This is a genomic window from Paenibacillus sp. 01T424, from assembly GCF_056398745.1.
This window is the reverse complement of sequence record NZ_JBFTPZ010000022.1, coordinates 76,763-96,173: the sequence shown is the minus strand read 5'-3', so window position 1 is coordinate 96,173 and position 19,411 is coordinate 76,763. Positions and strand designations below refer to the sequence as shown.

18 protein-coding genes are annotated in these 19,411 nt (G+C 39.6%); 17 read left to right on the top strand and 1 reads right to left on the bottom strand.

The features are described 5' to 3' along the window. Window positions 1–177 precede the first annotated feature (177 nt). Window positions 178–822: a formylglycine-generating enzyme family protein gene (locus tag AC1DPK_RS17710; RefSeq protein WP_441883307.1), complete on the top strand. Its 645-nt coding sequence runs from the start codon at window positions 178–180 to the stop codon at window positions 820–822. Window positions 823–880: 58 nt separating this feature from the next. On the opposite strand, the gene pdxR is transcribed toward AC1DPK_RS17710, so the two are convergent. Continuing rightward, on the bottom strand, window positions 881–2,323 hold the full coding sequence (gene pdxR, locus AC1DPK_RS17705; RefSeq protein ID WP_477511172.1) for a MocR-like pyridoxine biosynthesis transcription factor PdxR: 1,443 nt from the start codon (window positions 2,321–2,323) through the stop codon (window positions 881–883). Window positions 2,324–2,581: 258 nt separating this feature from the next. Between pdxR and AC1DPK_RS17700 the strand changes: the two genes are divergently transcribed. The 16 genes from AC1DPK_RS17700 to AC1DPK_RS17625 all read left to right on the top strand — a co-directional run bounded on the left by AC1DPK_RS17700 (window position 2,582) and on the right by AC1DPK_RS17625 (window position 19,241). Continuing rightward, window positions 2,582–2,716, top strand: coding sequence for a hypothetical protein (locus tag AC1DPK_RS17700; protein WP_256710766.1), 135 nt, complete (start codon window positions 2,582–2,584; stop codon window positions 2,714–2,716). 192 nt (window positions 2,717–2,908) lie between these two features. Beyond that, a complete protein-coding gene (locus tag AC1DPK_RS17695; protein ID WP_477511171.1) occupies window positions 2,909–3,355 on the top strand; it encodes a MarR family winged helix-turn-helix transcriptional regulator in 447 nt (148 codons plus the stop codon). A 64-nt stretch (window positions 3,356–3,419) separates the two neighbouring features. Then, window positions 3,420–4,763 carry an NAD(P)-binding domain-containing protein gene (locus AC1DPK_RS17690; protein WP_477511170.1) on the top strand — a complete coding sequence of 448 codons (1,344 nt, stop codon included), beginning with the start codon at window positions 3,420–3,422 and terminating at the stop codon, window positions 4,761–4,763. A gap of 301 nt (window positions 4,764–5,064) precedes the next feature. Then, window positions 5,065–5,397: an ArsR/SmtB family transcription factor gene (locus tag AC1DPK_RS17685; protein ID WP_477511169.1), complete on the top strand. Its 333-nt coding sequence runs from the start codon at window positions 5,065–5,067 to the stop codon at window positions 5,395–5,397. Then, on the top strand, window positions 5,394–6,830 hold the full coding sequence (locus AC1DPK_RS17680; RefSeq protein ID WP_477511168.1) for an arsenic transporter: 1,437 nt from the start codon (window positions 5,394–5,396) through the stop codon (window positions 6,828–6,830). The genes AC1DPK_RS17685 and AC1DPK_RS17680 overlap by 4 nt, the downstream gene beginning before the upstream one ends. A gap of 13 nt (window positions 6,831–6,843) precedes the next feature. After that, a complete protein-coding gene (gene arsC, locus AC1DPK_RS17675; protein WP_477511167.1) occupies window positions 6,844–7,269 on the top strand; it encodes an arsenate reductase (thioredoxin) in 426 nt (141 codons plus the stop codon). Between the two features lie 518 nt (window positions 7,270–7,787). Beyond that, window positions 7,788–9,317 (top strand): MDR family MFS transporter, encoded by a 1,530-nt coding sequence (locus AC1DPK_RS17670; protein ID WP_477511166.1) that lies wholly within the window; start codon window positions 7,788–7,790, stop codon window positions 9,315–9,317. Between the two features lie 272 nt (window positions 9,318–9,589). Next, window positions 9,590–9,994, top strand: coding sequence for an Rrf2 family transcriptional regulator (locus AC1DPK_RS17665; protein WP_477511165.1), 405 nt, complete (start codon window positions 9,590–9,592; stop codon window positions 9,992–9,994). Window positions 9,995–10,170: 176 nt separating this feature from the next. Beyond that, window positions 10,171–11,073: an NAD(P)/FAD-dependent oxidoreductase gene (locus tag AC1DPK_RS17660; RefSeq protein WP_441883205.1), complete on the top strand. Its 903-nt coding sequence runs from the start codon at window positions 10,171–10,173 to the stop codon at window positions 11,071–11,073. Between the two features lie 43 nt (window positions 11,074–11,116). Continuing rightward, window positions 11,117–11,539 carry an RrF2 family transcriptional regulator gene (locus AC1DPK_RS17655; RefSeq protein WP_441883203.1) on the top strand — a complete coding sequence of 141 codons (423 nt, stop codon included), beginning with the start codon at window positions 11,117–11,119 and terminating at the stop codon, window positions 11,537–11,539. A 37-nt stretch (window positions 11,540–11,576) separates the two neighbouring features. Further along, window positions 11,577–11,897 carry a thioredoxin gene (gene trxA / locus AC1DPK_RS17650; RefSeq protein WP_441883201.1) on the top strand — a complete coding sequence of 107 codons (321 nt, stop codon included), beginning with the start codon at window positions 11,577–11,579 and terminating at the stop codon, window positions 11,895–11,897. A 240-nt stretch (window positions 11,898–12,137) separates the two neighbouring features. Then, window positions 12,138–12,626 (top strand): SRPBCC family protein, encoded by a 489-nt coding sequence (locus AC1DPK_RS17645; RefSeq protein WP_477511164.1) that lies wholly within the window; start codon window positions 12,138–12,140, stop codon window positions 12,624–12,626. 392 nt (window positions 12,627–13,018) lie between these two features. Beyond that, on the top strand, window positions 13,019–15,412 hold the full coding sequence (locus AC1DPK_RS17640) for a polyprenyl synthetase family protein (RefSeq protein WP_477511163.1): 2,394 nt from the start codon (window positions 13,019–13,021) through the stop codon (window positions 15,410–15,412). A gap of 176 nt (window positions 15,413–15,588) precedes the next feature. Then, window positions 15,589–16,494 carry a GNAT family N-acetyltransferase gene (locus AC1DPK_RS17635; RefSeq protein ID WP_477511162.1) on the top strand — a complete coding sequence of 302 codons (906 nt, stop codon included), beginning with the start codon at window positions 15,589–15,591 and terminating at the stop codon, window positions 16,492–16,494. Window positions 16,495–16,654: 160 nt separating this feature from the next. After that, a complete protein-coding gene (locus AC1DPK_RS17630) occupies window positions 16,655–16,999 on the top strand; it encodes a hypothetical protein (protein WP_477511161.1) in 345 nt (114 codons plus the stop codon). Between the two features lie 742 nt (window positions 17,000–17,741). Further along, complete coding sequence (locus AC1DPK_RS17625; RefSeq protein WP_477511160.1) at window positions 17,742–19,241, top strand: malate:quinone oxidoreductase; 1,500 nt, start codon at window positions 17,742–17,744, stop codon at window positions 19,239–19,241. Window positions 19,242–19,411 lie beyond the last annotated feature (170 nt).

Below are 19,411 nucleotides of genomic sequence, written 5' to 3'. Positions count from 1 at the left end.
GTGAAGGTACTGTCATGCTAACGGTACCTTTTTTTGTTAACTATTCCAAATGGAGAGTAAAATTCAATTACTATTATAACGAATCACTAATTTATGGTAAATTACAGTAGTGCAACATTTAAATCAAAGGAGGAGATCACCGTTTCTAATGCTCTAAATAAACATAATGAATACCCAATGGTAAGCATTCCAGCTGGAGTAATTGAATTAAGAGATGACCGGACGAAGCGAAAATGGAAGTCTGATATTAAACCCTTTTATCTTTCACCTTATCCCGTAACGATGGAATTGTATTTAGCTGTAACCAAAAAATCTCCTCTTTCTTTGAGTAGTGATCAAAGACCAGTGGTCAATATCTCTTGGAATGAAGCCATTTATTTTTGTAATTTACTGTCCCTGAATGCAGGATTAACAGAGTGTTACTCATTCAGTCAGGATGGAGATCATATTGAATGTGATTGGGAATCTGATGGCTATCGCCTCCCGACAGAGGCAGAGTGGCAATATGCGTGTAAAGCAGGAACAGCTGGCTATCAATACGGAGAGATTGATAAAATCGCTTGGTACAATGGAAATTCGGGAGACAGCATTCATGAAGTAGGTAAAAAAGAACCCAACGCATGGGGTTTATATGATATGTTAGGAAATGTCTGGGAATGGTGCTGGGATTTATATGATGAGCAGGTATATGGCTCATATCGCATTTTTCGGGGCGGCAGCTGGGCTGAAGAAGCGAGAGGCTGCGGAGCTACTTGTCGTCGTCGCAGTCATCCGTCATTTTGTATTGACGACCTTGGGTTTCGCCTTGCCAAATCATGTTAACGATTGATAATAACCGCGGAGGTATAGACCTCGGCGGTTATTTCTAATTCCTATTAAGCTATTTGCTATTCATAAGCTCACGCAGCGCATCAGCAAATTTGGAGATTCCTAAACCAATTTCAGCTTCTTTTGCTCGAGCAAAAGTAAATCTTACGAAACCAGAATCCGATCCGTACACACTACCAGGAACAAAAACAATCCCTCTTTTAATGGACTCCTCCAGCAGCTTTCCATCGTGAACATCCGGAACTAGCTTACACCATAGATGAAGACCACCTTGTGGGGCAGTGAACGTAACCAATCCTGGAAGTTCCTTCTGCAATGCTTCAATAAGTAAATCTCGTTTATATTGGAGCTGCATTCGCAAGCGGTCAAGATGAGGTTCAAAGTAATTGGACTTCAAAAATTGTGCCGCTACCTGCTGCGGTATAACGCTAAGTCCAAAATCCATTTGCTGCCTTGCGTCAGCAAGTCTCTCCACAATGGAGTTAGGGGCAACCATCCAACCTATTCGCATGCCAGATGCAGCTATTTTGGAAAAAGAACCGATATAGAGGACAGACCCAATTGAATCCATTGATTTCAGCGGTGAAGGCGGTAAACCTTCATAGTCCGTTAAGCTAAATGGGTCATCCTCGACAATAGGTAGCGCCAACTCGCTTGCGACGTCAAGCAGCTGTTTGCGGCGTTCAACACCGAACACTGTACCTGTTGGGTTCTGATAGTTGGGGTTCATGAACACCATTTTGATCCGATGTTTTTTGTATAAAGCACGAATGTCCTCAGGACATACCCCTTGACTGTCAACAGGAAGTCGGAACAACCTAAGCCCAGCTGATTGAAACATAGGCAGAGAATAGCAGTAGGAAGGATCTTCAATCGCAACCGCGTCGCCAGGCGACAACAAACACTGGGTTATTAAATATAACGATTGCTGAGATCCCGATGTGATCAAAATCGATGATTCCGTTGTCTTAATACCCCGATGTTGATCTAGATAGGATACCAATGCTTGTCTAAGCGGAATATACCCTTGAGGATTATCATAACCCAAATATGAAGTATATTTATTCTCGCTCATCAACGTTGTAATTTCATCATTTGGAGCCAAATCTGCCGACAGCTCACCGCTAGCAAAATCGATGAGAGAGGGGTTTTGATTGAGCGCTTCACGAATTCTTCGCATAAAGGGCAAGTTAGGTAGAAAGCTGCCGCCCTCAGCGTACCGACTCCAATTAGGCGTGTGCTTGGGAGTGGCTCCCCATTTTGTTTTGGATACACGCGTTCCACTGCCTGTCTGACTTTCAATAATCCCCATCGATCGAAGCTCGGCAAATGCCAAAATGACTGTACTGCGGTTTACGCCTAGTTGTTCAGCCAATTTTCTCTCAGATGGAAGCAAGCTGCCAGGAGGGAATTCACCGTAGGAAATCCGTCTTTCTAGATGATCGGTAATTTGTTTATATATAGGAATTTTACTTTTCCTCTCAAGTTCCCACATCAGGTTCACATCCCTTGCTTGTAAATAAAACATTATAGTCATGATTATCATACCACTGATTTTCAAACTGAAAGAGGCTGTTTTCAACCTAACTATGACAGTTAAATGAAAACCAATCGAATTGGATGGTAGTAATTCATCCGATTTGGATGGTTCGTTTTTTCGCTTTTTATTTTATGATAAACGTTAATTCACATTTCAATGAACTGCACGTATTAGGGATCAAAAATATACTGCTAACATATAGGGGGAAATCATATGCAAGTACCTATCGGCGTATGGATCGTATCTTTTATAATCGTAGCCATTCTTTCATGGATTACATTCTGGATCACGAACAAAGCGTATTCAAGACGTTGGGAAGATCATGATGACAGCAACCTAAATAATTAAAAAAATGATTGTGAGCTACAACAAACAAATAGCACAGGAAGTGGAAATCAGTAACGACAAAAGCTTTGTTGTTACTGGTTTTTTTATGTTCATCTGCGTAGTTTCTGACGATAAAAAATAAAAGGTCAATATTCAATTTTTACTTGCATTTTGCAAATAATTGCGTTATAAATAGATCAAGAGGTGAAACAAGTGGAGAACACTAGAGAGATGTTTCAAATAATGACTCGCCGGTTTGGGCTTCTGGATAAAAATTGTTGCACAGCGGGCGGAGTGGATATCTCATTAATTCAAAGCCATATTATTTATGAGATCGATCGAAAACATAATCCATCGATTCAGCAGGTGGCGGATTCACTATCCATAGACATCACTACGTTTAGCCGCCAAGTTCAAAGCCTTGTGAAGTTAGGATTGGTGAAGAAAACACAACTTCCTGAAGACCGGAGAATCAATATTTTAACGTTAACGACTGAAGGCAAGTACATTTCAACAGTCATTGATGGCCAAATGAATGACTATTTAAAAGAGGTCTTTTCGCATATGTCTGAATTTGAACAAGACATGGTCATAAACTCGATAAAATTGCTTAACGAAAGCATGGCAAAATCGAAAGTATGTTGTACAACACTGGGATAATTATTTATCCCTTTAAAAATCATTAATACTTGCAATTTGCAAATAATATTGAGGAGGAAATAATATGATGAAAAGTATTCCTATTAACCAAATTAGCTGCTGTGAGGTACATGACAACGAAAAAAGCAATTTGCCAATTGCAATTATAGGAGCTGGACCGGTAGGTCTTGCGGCTGCTGCACATTTACGTTTAAAAGGAGAGTCATTTTTACTTTTAGAAGCTGGTTGCGATATCGGAGCAAATATTAAAAAATGGGAGCATGTAAGACTCTTTTCCCCATGGGAATATAACATCGATAAAGCAGCTAAACAATTGTTGCTTTTAACCAACTGGATCACACCACAAAATACGGATATTCCAACAGGGAAAGAACTTGTAGAACAATATTTAAAGCCTCTATCAGAGCTCTCTGAAATAAGTCCGTCTATTCATTTGAATACGAAGGTGACTGCCATTAGCCGTAAGGGTTTAAGTAAAGTTAAAACGAACGGTCGTGATGATCTGCCTTTTGCCATTCACGCCACCCAAAATGGCAGCCAACATCTTTTTGAAGCAAGAGCGGTTATTGATGCCACGGGAACATGGTCAAATCCAAACCCGCTTCGTTCGGATGGTGTGTTCTTATTAGAAGAAAAAGCGCTTAGCAATCAAATATATTATGGCATCCCAGATTTGCTCAGAAAGGATGAAGAACGTTACCGCGGAAAAAAAGTCCTTGTCGTTGGAAGCGGTCATTCCGCTATTAATACACTTTTGGAACTTGGCGAACTTCAAAAGCAAACAAACGAGACTGAAATTGTATGGGCAATACGAAAACATAATCTTGAGAATGTTTATGGCGGACGTGAGTTAGATGGATTACCGGCTAGGGGTGAACTCGGAAATCGAATTCAAAAATTAGTAGAATCGGGAATTTTGAAAGTGATGACCTCGTTTTATATTGAAGAATTAAAGGAGAGTAACGGGAAAATTCATGTTATCGGTACGATTGGATCAGAGAAAGCTTTTATTGACGGTGTCGACGAGATCGTATGCAACACAGGCTCACGTCCTGATTTATCATTTGTCCGTGAGGTAAGAGTGATGATGGACCCGAGTCTTGAAAGTGCATATGAGTTAGCGCCACTAATCGATCCAAACGTTCATAGCTGCGGTACAGTTAGACCTCATGGTGAACTCGAATTACGTCAACCTGAGAAAGATTTTTACATTGTGGGTGCCAAAAGCTATGGAAGAGCACCGACCTTCTTAATGACAACCGGCTATGAGCAAGTTAGATCGATTGTAGCCGCTTTAGTGGGGGATATGGAGTCTGCTCGTAAAGTAGAGCTGGAATTGCCGGAGACAGGTGTTTGTAGCATTGGTGTCGGCGGCGGAGACAGTTGCTGTGGACCAGATCAAAAGTAGAAATAATATACGATGTTCCAGCAAGTAATTTGCCTAGTATTCTAGGAATACCGAAATGTTCCGTCTACTTTCGTAGCCAGTATGAGCAACGTTCTACTTCAAACAACCTAAAACAAAGGGCATTTATTTAATCTAATGCCCTTTGTTTTGTTTATTTAGGAAGAAGGGGCGACTTTGAATGGTTATAAACACTCGAAATTTTCACATCTCATCATATTCGCCATTGATTATATAAGTAGTTAGTTATATAATTATGAAATGAAAAGAAGCCAACGGGAGAAAACAGAGGGAGGTACTACATATGGAGCAAACGATACAGGAAATGGCCGAGGCTTATAAATTATTAGCCGATAAAACGCGGTTAACCATCGTAGCACTGCTCAAAGAAAAGGAACTATGTGTATGTGATATCACTGACATTATCGGGATGTCTCAGCCAAATGCCAGCCAGCATCTACGAAAACTAAAATCAGCCGGACTTCTAAATGAAAAGAAAAAAGGGCAGTGGGTATATTACTCCCTTAATCCGGATGCGGAAGCCTATGTACAGTGCGTGTATCCGTACCTGCCTTCCATGAAAGAAAAAATAGCAGGCTTAAAAAATAACAGCTGTGATACACAGGGGGAAGTATGACACTCATTGCCATTTTAATCTTTTTGCTTACGCTCACGTTTGTAATCTGGCAACCAAAAGGACTAAGTATTGGTTGGTCGGCAGCTGCCGGAGCTATTCTGGCTCTTCTGTTTGGCGTCGTAAGCTTTGCTGATGTTAGTACGGTTACGGGTATTGTTTGGAATGCTACGCTTGCCTTTGTAGCCATTATCGTAATATCGCTTCTTTTAGATGAAATCGGCTTTTTCGAATGGGCGGCGCTTCACATGGCGCGGCTCGCACAAGGCAATGGAAAACTTATGTTTGTTTATGTTGTTCTTCTTGGTGCAGCAGTATCGGCATTCTTTGCCAATGACGGCGCCGCGCTTATTTTAACACCTATTGTGCTTGCGATGGTGCGTGCACTCAAATTTGATCAGAAAATGATTTTGCCATTCATTATGGCCAGCGGTTTTATCGCAGACACAACTTCGCTCCCTTTTGTAATCAGTAACCTCGTTAATATCGTTTCCGTTGATTTTTTTGGAATCGGCTTTATCGAGTATGCTAGCCGGATGATTATTCCGAACTTTTTTTCGCTGCTGGCGAGCCTTCTGGTCTTGTTTTTGTTCTTCCGTAAAAGCATCCCAGGTCACTACGATTTAAAACAGCTCAAGAAGCCGTCTGAAGCCATAAAAGATAAGAAGATGTTCCGAATTTCATGGGTAATCTTAGCCATGTTACTTCTCGCATACCTTGTAATTCAATACATTCATGTTCCAATTTCCGTCATAGCAGGCGTCGCTGCAATCTTGTTTATTTTAGCTGCTCGACGCAGCCCGGCTATTCAAACTTGGAAGCTGGTCAAGGGCGCTCCTTGGGCAGTTGTCATCTTCTCCATTGGCATGTACGTGGTTGTTTATGGACTTCGTAATGTGGGACTTACAGATGAACTAGGAAAAGTCATACAAGCCATCGCCGACAAGGGACTATTCATCTCCACTATCGGTATGGGATTCCTTGCTGCGATATTGTCTTCGGTCATGAACAATATGCCAACCGTGATGATCGATGCACTAGCCATAAAAGGAACAGCAACGCAAGGCGTCATTCGTGAATCTTTGGTGTATGCCAACGTTATCGGCAGTAATTTGGGACCTAAGATGACACCCATCGGATCGCTCGCGACACTTTTGTGGCTGCACGTATTATCACGTAAGGGTGTAAAAATCACATGGGGAAATTATTTTAAAACGGGTATCATTCTCACGATCCCAACACTCTTTATCACATTAACAGGGTTGTATATGTGGCTGCATTTCATCCATTCAACAAGCATTAATGTATGGCTGCTGATTGCCGTAATTACCGCTATATTGGTTCTAATCGCCATATTAATAAATGCTTGGATTAGCTCGAAAATGGGCAAAACGAGATTTCAAGAAGAGATCGTAAAAGTTAACTCGAGAATATAGGAGGCCGATAATAATGAACTACAAACCACTCGTTTATTTTCTGTGTACTGGAAACTCTTGCAGAAGCCAAATCGCCGACGGATTTTTGAAGGCAATGGGCAGCGGCAAATATGAAGTGATGAGTGCTGGTCTAGAAGCTCATGGCTTAAATCCCCGTGCGGTTCAAACCATGAAAGAAGCAGGCATCGATATCTCCAATCATACTTCGGATGTCATTGATCCTGAAATTTTAAAACAAGCAGATTACATCATCACGCTTTGCGGTCATGCTAACGATAACTGTCCGGTTGTAAGTAACGACAAAGCGCAAAGATGGCATTGGGGCTTCGACGACCCCGCAAAAGCGACAGGTACAGAAGAAGAAATCAATACTGCATTCGCAGAGATCCGAGATTCGATAAAAAATCGTATTGAGTTGTTTGTGAAGGAAGGGAAGTAACAAACAGTAATAATTATGTTCTTTCGAATATATTCGAGGATTTAGGAACTGTTTTTGTGCCATTTATAACTATACTACAAAAGAAGCAAGCCCTCAGGGCTTGCTTCTTTATCATTTAAAATTGCTAATTATTTGGTCTTGCTGAATTTCGTCATCTCTAATGATACCTACTCCTGCGTATAAAATATAAATAATGCCGCCAACGAAGCACGCACATAAAGTTAAGAAGGAAATCATATGTTGTCATCCTTTCTAATCGTGATTACATCAATCGTACAGTGACCCTTAAACCTTGTGACCCTCCAATCCAATCTGATATCTCCCATCCAATAAAATTCAACTGACGGTAGTTATTGATAGCTTGACAAAAAATGAAGCTCCTCTTACTATAATATTATCTCGATTATCAAGATACTTATAACTATAATTATATTTATTCAAGACAATCGGTCGTCGAGATAAAAAAAGGGAGTGGCAATTACATTGTCAATTGAACAAAGTGGAGGGAACGAGAAACAATGGAAATGGCAAAAGGAAATAAAGTAGGTGTAATCATTGCAGCACTTCTGCTGGCTACACTGATGGCATCGATGGATAACACCATATTAGCAACTGCGATGGGGACAATCGTAGGGGACCTTGGCGGGTTTGACAAATTAATGTGGGTGACTTCTGCTTATATGATCGCAGAGATGGCTGGTATGCCGATATTTGGTAAGTTATCTGATATGTATGGTCGCAAGCGTTTCTTTGTTTTCGGAATTATCGTATTCATGATCGGCTCAGCTTTATGCGGTACAGCGGAATCTATTGTACAGCTAAGTATTTATCGCGCGATACAGGGTATTGGCGGCGGAGCACTTGTACCCATTGCATTCACAATTATGTTTGATGTGGTCGCACCTGAAAAACGTGGGAAGATAGGCGGATTGTTTGGTGCTGCGTATGGTATTTCCAGCATATTCGGACCTCTAATTGGCGCTTATATTGCAGATTATGTTCATTGGTCCTGGATTTTCTACATCAATTTACCAATAGGAATCATTGCATTTGTAATGATTGCTTATTTTTACAAAGAGTCTGTTGAGCATTCTAAACAAAAAATCGACTACATGGGCGCAATAACGCTCGTAACTTCAATTCTTTGTCTCATGTTCGCGCTGGAGCTAGGAGGTAAAAAATACGATTGGGACTCCTTCACGATCATAGGTTTGTTTTTAGCTTTTGCCGTATTATTGGTCACTTTTATATTTATTGAACGCCACGCAGAAGAACCGATCATCACCTTCAGCATGTTCAAAAATCGGCTTTATTCCACGAGCAATTTAATGGCTATTTTTAGCGGTGCAGCATTTATAACAGCTTCCGTTTACATCCCAATCTACGTTCAAGGGGTACTTGGAGGCTCAGCTACAAACTCGGGGCTCGTGTTGCTTCCTATGATGGTCGGATCTGTTGTCACCGCTGCTGGCGGCGGTATTCTGCTCTCCAAGTTTAGTTATCGCTCCATCATGATTTCGACGTTGTTTCTGCTAGTGGGCGGCATGGCTCTACTGACTACTTTAACACCCGATTCATCCCGATTTACGGTTACAATCTTTATGATTTTAGTTGGTCTTGGCATCGGCTCATCGTTTTCTGTTCTAAGCAATTCTGCCATACATGGATTTACTGCTAGGCAGCGAGGCTCTGCAAGCTCTACACTTAGCTTCACTCGGGAACTGGGAATGACGCTTGGAATTACGGTATTTGGTATTATTCAAAGTCACTTATTTGCAAATAAGCTTTCTTCATCGTTCGGCAGCGGCGGTCAAACGTCGGAGTTCATTGATCTAAGTGATCCAAGTAAAATTTTGACACCTGAGACAAGGGAGAGCATTCCTTCTCAGATTCTTGATAAAATAACTGAAACACTGTCCTCGTCACTCGTTCATACTTTTGCTTGGGCCATCATTCCATCCGTCATTGCTCTTTCAGCTGCCTTTGCTATGAGCAAGGAGAAGTTTGATCCAGCTTCCGAGCTAGAAGAATATTCAGCATCTCATTAAAAATAAACCTCGCTATTCGTAGCGAGGTTTTTCTTATGTACATTAAACTTTGGCAAATAAATCTCTAATGACGCTTGCGTCAAGCTCATTCGTTATTTTATATGAATTAGCAGCATTTTTGAAGCAATATAATCAAATACATTTAGATAATGATAATCATAAAGTGTAATAACCAAGAGACTACTTAATTACATAATAATATTTCACAACTTGACATATTAGCGACTTCATAGGTATTATAGACACAATAAGTCTGTAATTGAGGTGAGAACATGAAATTTTCCAAAGCAACCAATTATGCACTTCACACCATGCTCATGCTTGTAGAAGCTTCTAATTTGAAGCCCATAGGCGTCAAGCAGCTGGCGGAATCCCAAAACGTTTCACCTACTTATCTTTCCAAAATTTTAACGAGACTCGTCAAAGCAGGGATGATTGAATCCGTTTCTGGGGCAAACGGAGGTTACCGGCTATCACRCAAAAAGGACGACATTACGTTTTTGGATATTATCCACGCTATTGAGGGTACAACATCATTATTTGAATGTGATTTTGTTCATGGTGAAGAATGCTTGATTCAAGCTGCAATGAAAGAAGCGGAAGAGAAGATGGAACAACATCTGAAACAAACGAAATTAGCTGACATTGCAAAAAAACAAACCAAAATTGAAAGTTAAGAACATTTTTTCTGAAAAAGGAGAAGTACAATTAACATCGTATAAAATCCTTTTTTGAAATAATTATAGATATAACGAGTCTTCAATGTCGGACTTGAACTTGATAATAAGCGTTTTTTTCGCTTTATTATAGATATAATGAGTCTTTAATATCCCATTAGTAGGAGATGAGCTACATGAATTATGATTGTGCCATTATTGGCGGAGGACCAGCAGGGTTAAATGCCGCACTTATGCTTGGCAGGGCAAGGAGAAGCGTTGCTTTGATCGACAACAATCGTCCAAGAAATGCTGTTACTCATACATCGCATGGCTTTATAACAAGGGATCGCGTTACACCAGCTGAGTTTCGCCGCATTGCTTATGAAGAGGTGCTGAGTTATCCAACAGTCGATCATAGGCAAGCTGAGGTGATTTCTGTCAGTAAAATTGAAGCCGGATTTGAGCTTATTGATTCATCTGGATTTCGCATTCATACACGTAAATTGATCTTGGCAACAGGAGTAAAAGAAATATTTCCCGAGATCGAAGGCTTTTACCCGCTTTATGGAAAAAGCTTGTTTAATTGCCCATATTGCGACGGCTGGGAGCTACGCGATCAGCCGCTTGTCGTTGTTTCGGAATATCCGACTGTTTTTCATACAGTGAAGCTGCTTCTCAATTGGAGCAAGGATTTAGTTGTCTGTACAAACGGGAATGAAAACCTGTCGAACGAACAAAAAAAACAGCTCCAACGAAAGGGGATCGTAATCATGGAGCAGCCCATTGCAGCATTCGTCGGACAAAATGGGAAGCTTGAGCATATTCGTTTCTCAGATGGAACTACCATCGAAAGAGCTGGTGGTTTCGTTACTCCTAAGTTTATTTCAAGCACGCGGTTCGGAGAACAATTGGGCTGTGATAAAACGGAGTTGGGAGGAATTCAAACGGATGGAAAGGGGAAAACCTCAATACCCGGTCTTTATATCGCTGGTGATGCTTCCTATTTTATGCCCTCCCAATTGGTTTTTGCTGCGGCAGACGGCAGTCGAATAGCGATGAGCGTAAATTTGGAGTTGGCAGAGGAAGACTTCATTTAACGAAACTTAAATGAAGTCACAATACGGAAAGAGGGAGCGCTATTTGCAAATAAAAAATCATTTGATTGGGTCTTCAAAATTTCGGGCAGCTTTATGTGTCATCTTGCTTCTTACAGAGCAAGGCGGAACGTTGACTAGCTCAGAAATGGCGCAACAGCTGAATGTCCATGCGGCTTATTTACGAAAAATCATGTCCACATTGCTGAAAGCTGGGATGGTTGAAGCTAAGGAAGGACAAGACGGTGGATATAAACTAAAACATCCTGAATCAGATATAACACTGGCTGATGTTTACGATGCAGTAAGAGAGGTAAAGAAAAGCCAAACCGTTACATTCTGTCATTGGACAACATCTATAAATGAAAACTTAGCGAAATTGATGCTAGAAGTTGATGAATGTACCATTTCATACTTAAAGGAAATTAAAGCAACTGACATGATAAGCAGCTTAAGCAATTCAAATTAGAAAAATCTAACATCCAACTGGAGAGGAAGACATAACCATGACAATTATACATGCAACGGATACAACACTAAAAAATGAAATTCAAAAGGAGGGGCTAACCATAGTTAATTTCTGGGCACCTTGGTGTGGGCCATGTCTTATGTTTGCACCCATTCTTGAAACATTTCGTTCGGCAGGAAGCCATAATGTAAAAATTGTGAAAGTAAATGTGGATGTTAGTGAAGCGATGGCTTCACTATTTGGAATTATGAGTATACCTACTACCATCCTCTTTAAAGATGGAATACCTGTTGACAATAGGAGCGGAGTCTTATCAGTAGAAGGCTTGGAACAATTTATTTCTGGTCATAATAAATAATAGCCTGCCTTATATATTCCTTTACAGGAATATTCCCTATGTGGTATATTTGGTTTAAGAAGCGATTCACAGTAAATAATAAATAGAGGTAAGGTGAACAAATATAAGAAAAACAATCGTATCGGAATTTTTATAGTGACTTATGAAGGATATAGACAAGCTTGATCGTTCATGATAGAGGAAAAAGATGTGTAGTACACACGTATCAAAAGGTTAATATCATCGCAATGGAGGATTCAGATGACTACAAAAATTAAAATGACTCATACGTTTAGTGCTCCTCGTGACCTTGTGTTTAAGGCTTTTTCAGAATCAGAACATTTACTGAATTGGTGGGGACCAAAAGGATGGGCTTTTGATATTAAAAAATTCGATCTCCGCCCAGGTGGTTTATTTCATTACAAACAGACCGCACCAGACGGAACCGAGATGTGGGTCAAGTTTATCTATCATGAAATTAATTCACCTGAGAAAATTGTGTATACAAACTCCTTTTCTGATGAGGAAGGTAACACCGTGCGTGCACCCTTTGACGCTAATTGGCCTCTTGAATTTTCAGTCACTTTTATTTTCAGTGAAGATGGAGACAAAACCATTCTTACTATGGAAGGGGAAGCAGTATCTCCAACTGAAGAGGAAGCCAAAACGTTAGAGGCATCACAAGATATGGTTCACGAAGGATATGAAGTGACGTTTAATCAACTGGCAGATTACTTATTAATGGTATAAACCAACTAGTTAAAGTGATACAGAAAAACTCTTAACGACAAAGGTTAGTTTGATCTCACATTGTTGATGATCAACCTAACCTTTGTTGTTTTTTTGTTAGAAGGGCTCAAATGGAACGGGGGCGAGCCTTTTTGCGTAATGTATCTCAGTACTTTGCACTTCATGTCCAACTTGATATTCTCGCTACATATTTTTACCAAAAAATTGTTGAACCACCAACAATCGTGTAAAATATAACTTATTTGCTCGACGCATATCGTTCCAAATTCCTCGGAGGAAGTGATTAAACATAATATTTTAGTCTTATGTACTTCAGGAAACTAGACTAAGGCTTCAAATCAGTTATTTTGTTACATTTCCCAGTCATTTTATTTTAACTATAAGTCGAGGTTATGCGTCGTATGAATAATAAGTATACAGCTCAAGCAGATACTTGGTACCAACTTGCAGAGCAAAAGGCAGCCCAATATTTTGAAACATTGAACGAACAAGTGAAGAATAAAACTTATGTAACCACACTAACCGAAGATATTCAATTGTGGAAAAAGAACCATATCCAACATTATTCATTGTTATCCTTTTTTTCGAAAGGAAAGAAAAAACCGGATTCTCGGGATTATCATAGATATATATGGTGGCTGAATTATTCAGGAAAACTGGATGATTATTTAGATCGAAGCGTTTCCTATATTTATATGAGGGATTTAGGAAAAGCTTTGGATGCTCCAGAGACACAAATGAGAATTCAACGAGTGATTGCTGACGTCAAAAGCCATTTTATTCAACCCTCAACAACAAACGGAGGAGAGCAGCCTGATTTTATGACCTTGGCGGGGCTGTATCGGTGGGCTCAGAAGGAAGGCATAGAAAACGGCATAATTTGGGTAATAAATAAACTAAAATCCGTATCCTCGAATATCCCAAAGGAAATGAGTTCCGAGCATGCGGTGCGCAAGCTGATCAAAATCATAATTGGCGTAATGTTGCATGTAATTGAAGAAATGGATGACCAAGTATTGCCTGCTGAACGTGCCAGGAGACTAGACGAAGCCATCAGACTTGGTTACTCCTATGGGCTAACCTATCCTTTTATTGACGATCTGCTTGATTCGGGTGTCCTAAAGGCAGAGGAGAAAGAACAATATTCCAATATGATCCGTACTTCGCTTCTAAGCGGATCTGTTCCACAATTAGGTGAATGGTCCGGCAATAACTTTGAATTTGTCCAATACGTACACGCGGAGCTTAGTGATGCTTTTGAGTATATTAAAAAATATCAGCGACCTGAAACACAACAAACCTTTTTCGAGCAATCCTACGTGTTTTTTCATTCTCAGGATTTGGACCGTGTCAAGGACCTATCGAATGTAAATTACACTAACAAAGAGCTTTACCTGCCTATCATTTTAAAATCCTCATCTTCAAGGCTCATCGTTCGTTCCGTCATTAGTGCTCCTTTGGATGAAGGCTTTGATAATCGAACATTTTATTATGGCATTTATAACCAGCTGGCAGATGATTTAGCAGATATGTTTGATGATATGAAAGACGGGGCGGTAACACCCTATACCTATTATTTGAAATACCATGAGCAGCGCTCAGATCTAATCAATCCCTTTGAGTTATACTGGTCCGTCATCTCTTATTTAATTCACAACATATACTACTCCGATGCCAAAACCCGAGAAGTGATTCTTGATCGTGCCTTCAATGGTCTAAAAAGGTTGAAAGAACGTATAGGTACTGAGAAATATAACGAAATTATGGCGGTGTTTGCTTCAGGAGATCCAGATTTCAATCGCCTTATCCAACATGTGGTTCAAAAAGCGGATGATGTGGATTTCTTCGATAAACTGCTCCGGGATCAGATGGTAACGGTTTTAAAAAGCAATCGCAGTGAAAAGGAACAATTCCTTTCAACTGTCAAAACTGCTCGCGAGCAAATCAACAATCTATTGCCGATTCACAAAAGTAATGAAATACCTCCAATGAGAGAGCTGCTTATTGATGCTGCAAACTACAGTCTTGAGGGAGATGGCAAACGATTACGGCCAATATTAGCTTGGGTCATGGGTATTAATGAGTATGGACTGCATGCTTCGACGATCGTGCCACTTCTAAAATCATTAGAGTACATGCATACCGCGTCTTTAATCTTCGATGATCTCCCAACGCAGGATAATGCCTCTACTCGCAGAGGGCGTCCTACGCTGCACCAGGTGCATAATAGTGCCACCGCGGAATTAACCGGCCTATTTCTTACCCAGAAGGCGATTGAAGAGCAATCATCCCTTGAACAGTTTGACCCTAAAACCGTGCTTGCTTTAATGCAATATTCGTCCCAAAGAGCTGGAGATATGTGCATGGGGCAGGCGATGGATTTGCATTCCAAAGGAAAAGCATTAACATTGGAGCAGCTAAATATGATGTGCTTTTACAAAACCGGAATTGCATTTGAAGCTTCACTTGTAATGCCCGCTATTCTCGCTCAGGTTAAGTCGTCAGAAATTGCGATTTTGAAAAAATACGCCTATCATGCGGGCATAGCCTTTCAAATTAAAGATGATTTGCTTGATTCGGAAGGAGATTTAAATTTACTCGGTAAACCTATTGGCCAGGATGTGGAGAACAATAACTCGACTTTTGTAACCATCCTTGGTCTAGATGGAGCTAGAAAAGAGATGTGGGAACACTTCTGCCTTGCAATGGAAGCATTGAAGGAGATGCCACGTAATCCAGCTTTTCTGAAGCAACTGCTGAATTATATTATAAGCAGGGATTATTAAATTACATTCGTACGTCTTGAAGAAGATTCGAGCAATCATGTTAGATAGTGCAATAATTTGAATAAGCTAACAGCAGTCCATCGGTGACATATGGTCACTGTTGGACTGCTTTTACTTTTTAATGGTGTTTGAAGCATTCAGCAAAAGTTGATGAGAATGAGAAGGGGAGAAGTAAAGTGAGCGAGGTTAATATGACTAATTACCAATTCATAAGTGACTATAAAGATATTTCAACCTTCAAAGAAAGCTTTAATGAATTGGCTAAAWTGGTATTTGGACTTGATTTCGAAAAATGGTATGAAAAAGGGGGCTGGAACGAAAATTATATATGTTATTCCTTTCTCGATAAAAGTAAAGTCATTGCCAATGCCTCAGCAAACAAAATGACGGTTATATGTAACAGTGAAGAGTACAAAGCCATTCAAATCGGTACCGTTATGACGCATCCCGACTATCGAAATCAAGGATTATCAGGCAAACTGATGAACCATATTATCGAGAAATATGAACAAGAATATGACTTTATCTACTTGTTCGCTAATGATTCGGTTCTAGACTATTATCCTAGATTTGGGTTTAGAAAAACGCAAGAAAGTAGTTTTACGCTAAACATTTCAGGTTTAGAATTAAAACCAGAAGCAATCCGTTCCTACCGCAAGCTACATACGAATAACGCCAATGATTATCGGTTGATGGAGCAGTTTGCTAAGGAAAGAATACCTGTATCCCCTATAATGGGTGTGAAAAACAATGAACATCTATTGCTGTTTTATTTTATCTTAGCATTCAATGATGCGATTTATTATGTCGAAGAAGTTGATGCCATTGTTATTTTTAAACACGAGGATAAACAACTTCATCTTTATGATATCATCAGCGTTCAAAAAGTTGATTATGATGTTATTTTGAACAGCCTTGTTACTGCCGATACGGAGATTATTCATTTTTACTTTACACCCGATTACGATAATGAAAACATTCATGTCGAGTTATTAGCAGAGAGTGAGGACACATTGTTTGTTCGTCCTTCATTTGAAGATAGAGCAGAACATATTTTGTTTCCATTAACTTCTCATTCATAACGAAACACTTTTTTCAAACATTATCAGTACAAGGTAAATATCATGCTCTACATCCTGCAGGAACAGCATAGGCCATCGTCTTCCATGTCAATCGTACAGGTCGTTTTGTCTTCTTGAGAATACAATATGGTGTATTCCAAAACAGGAAGGAGATAATTCTGTGAACCGTAACGATTATAATAACATGAGTAATAACATGAACATGGGTAGTAATATGGGTAGTAACATGGGTAGTAACATGGGTATGGTAGAAGGTGCGAATTCGGCTAACTTTTGTCCGGATTGTCCAACGCAAACGATTTATGATCCTCCAATTACGCAATATGAGGACATCTACCATCCGCAGCTTGTAAATGTTATTCAAAATATTGAAACGGTGAAGAAGCATCATTGTTGTCCTGTCTATCAGCATTATTACACGCAATCTGAGAAAAATGTCATGGTTTCAGGCTTAAAACGCAGAAAACGTGCTAAAATATCTTCCAAAAAACGTTCCAAAAAATAGTCCTTAAATATAAAAAAAGACCCGTAAGAGCCAACGCTTCGCAAATGAAGCGGCCGCCTTACGGGTCTTTCGCTTGTTTTCAAGATTACTTTAACTGATACAAGAGATGATTTCTTCTTAAATACATATACAATACATACAGAATACAGCAGACAGGCAAAACAAACAGAAAATTACCTTAACTGTTGTCAAAAAGGCTCCAGCCTCAATAAGATATGAATATATATTGTTAAATTTCTAAAGGAATTTAATGGGGAAGCTGAACAACTTTGTGAAATATATCTACTCCTTCATATAAACGTTGCAGATTATTCACAATTTGTATACTTGAAAATCTCAGAAGCAGAGAAGTAGCAACGTTTAGATTGAAACTAATAGAAGTTTAGTTTAACATCAAATACAGTGAACCATACCGCAAGTATCGGAAAAAATGTAATGATGCTAGTAACACATGGCGGCAAACAAAAGCTTCAATCGATGCATTAAGCTTTGTTATTGCCTTTGCTTTGTGTGTTCCTAGAGCCTTGTAAACGGACTTTTCACTTTTCACCAGCTTTCAAATAGCTTATAATTATCTGATAATCGCAGATCATTTAATCTATAATCAATTACAAAACAATATGATATGGTTTTAATTGAAACAGAAAAGGTGTGTGACTGGGTCGAGCATTGGCTTAGTGTAACGCCTATACAGAAGCGCCTACATGCTTTATGCAAATTTTAGGATATAAGGATGGTAATAATGAGCAACGGAGAAAATAAAACAGACGTCATCTTGATTGGTGCCGGAATCATGAGTGCGACTTTAGGGACACTTCTGAAAGAATTGGTACCGGAATGGAAAATTACCGTGTTTGAGAAGCTCGAGAGTGCTGGAGAAGAAAGCTCTAACGAGTGGAATAATGCAGGAACAGGGCATGCAGCACTGTGCGAGCTTAACTACACTGTAAATAAGCCAGACGGATCTGTAGATATTAGCAAAGCGATTCAAATTAATGAACAGTTCCAGCTTTCCATGCAGTTTTGGTCTTACCTTGTAAATAGTAAGCTAATCCGTAATCCGCAAGACTTTATTATGCCATTACCTCATATGAGTATGGTCCAAGGAGAACAAAATGTAACGTTTCTAAAGAAACGTTTTGAAGCCATGTCTACTAATCCGTTGTTTAAAGGGATGGAATTTTCCGATAACCCTGCAAAATTAATGGAATGGATCCCACTTATTATAAAAGATCGTAAATCAAATGAAGCTATAGCAGCAACCAAAATTGACTCTGGTACGGATGTCAACTTTGGTGCTTTAACGCGCATTCTGTTTGACCACTTAAAAAGTAAAAACGTTGATCTCAAATATAAACATAGCGTTGATAATATTAAACGTGCTAGCGACGGCTCGTGGGAATTGAAAGTACGTAATGGCAGCGGCAACGTCGAAAGGCATACTGCAAAATTTGTCTTTATCGGAGGCGGAGGCGGAAGCTTGCATTTATTGCAAAAATCCGGTATTCCTGAAGGTAGACATATTGGCGGATTCCCAGTAAGCGGAATATTTATGGTTTGTAATAATCCGAATGTTGTGGCACAGCATCATGCAAAAGTTTACGGCAAAGCCAAAGTTGGAGCTCCTCCAATGTCGGTTCCACATTTGGATACAAGATTTATCGACAATAAAAAATCTTTGCTGTTTGGTCCTTTTGCCGGATTCTCACCTAAGTTTTTGAAAACCGGTTCAATGTTTGATTTGGTCACTTCCGTAAAACCGGATAATCTCATCACAATGTTATCCGCAGGTGCAAAAAATATGTCATTGACAAAATACCTGATCGAGCAAGTCATGCTATCCAAAGAAAAGCGCATGGATGAGTTGCGCGAGTTTATCCCTAACGCCAAAACGGAAGACTGGGATTTAGTAGCAGCTGGTCAGCGTGTGCAAGTTATCAAAGATACTGAAGCTGGCGGCAGAGGAACACTTCAATTTGGTACGGAAGTTATAACGGCTGCTGATGGTTCGATTGCAGCATTGCTAGGCGCTTCGCCAGGTGCTTCTACTGCTGTTCACGTTATGCTTGAAGTATTTAAAAAATGTTTCCCTCAACACATCAAAGAGTGGGAACCAAAAATTAAAGAAATGATTCCTTCTTATGGCGTTTCATTAATGGAAAATCCAGAGCTTCTGCACGAAATTCATACTTCTACAGCTGACTCATTAGGCCTGAGTGAAAAGGAGCTGGCTTTTAGTTAGTTTTTCTGATGTAAAAACAAATGAATGTAGTGAAATATTACGTAATTGAAAGCATAGCGTGAATTATTTAATTTCATTAAAATAAATATTGAACCTTTGATCTAATTATAGATTGAAGGTTCTTTTTTTATTGAATTTACAGGTGCTGCAGTTAATATTGCTTGCATGTT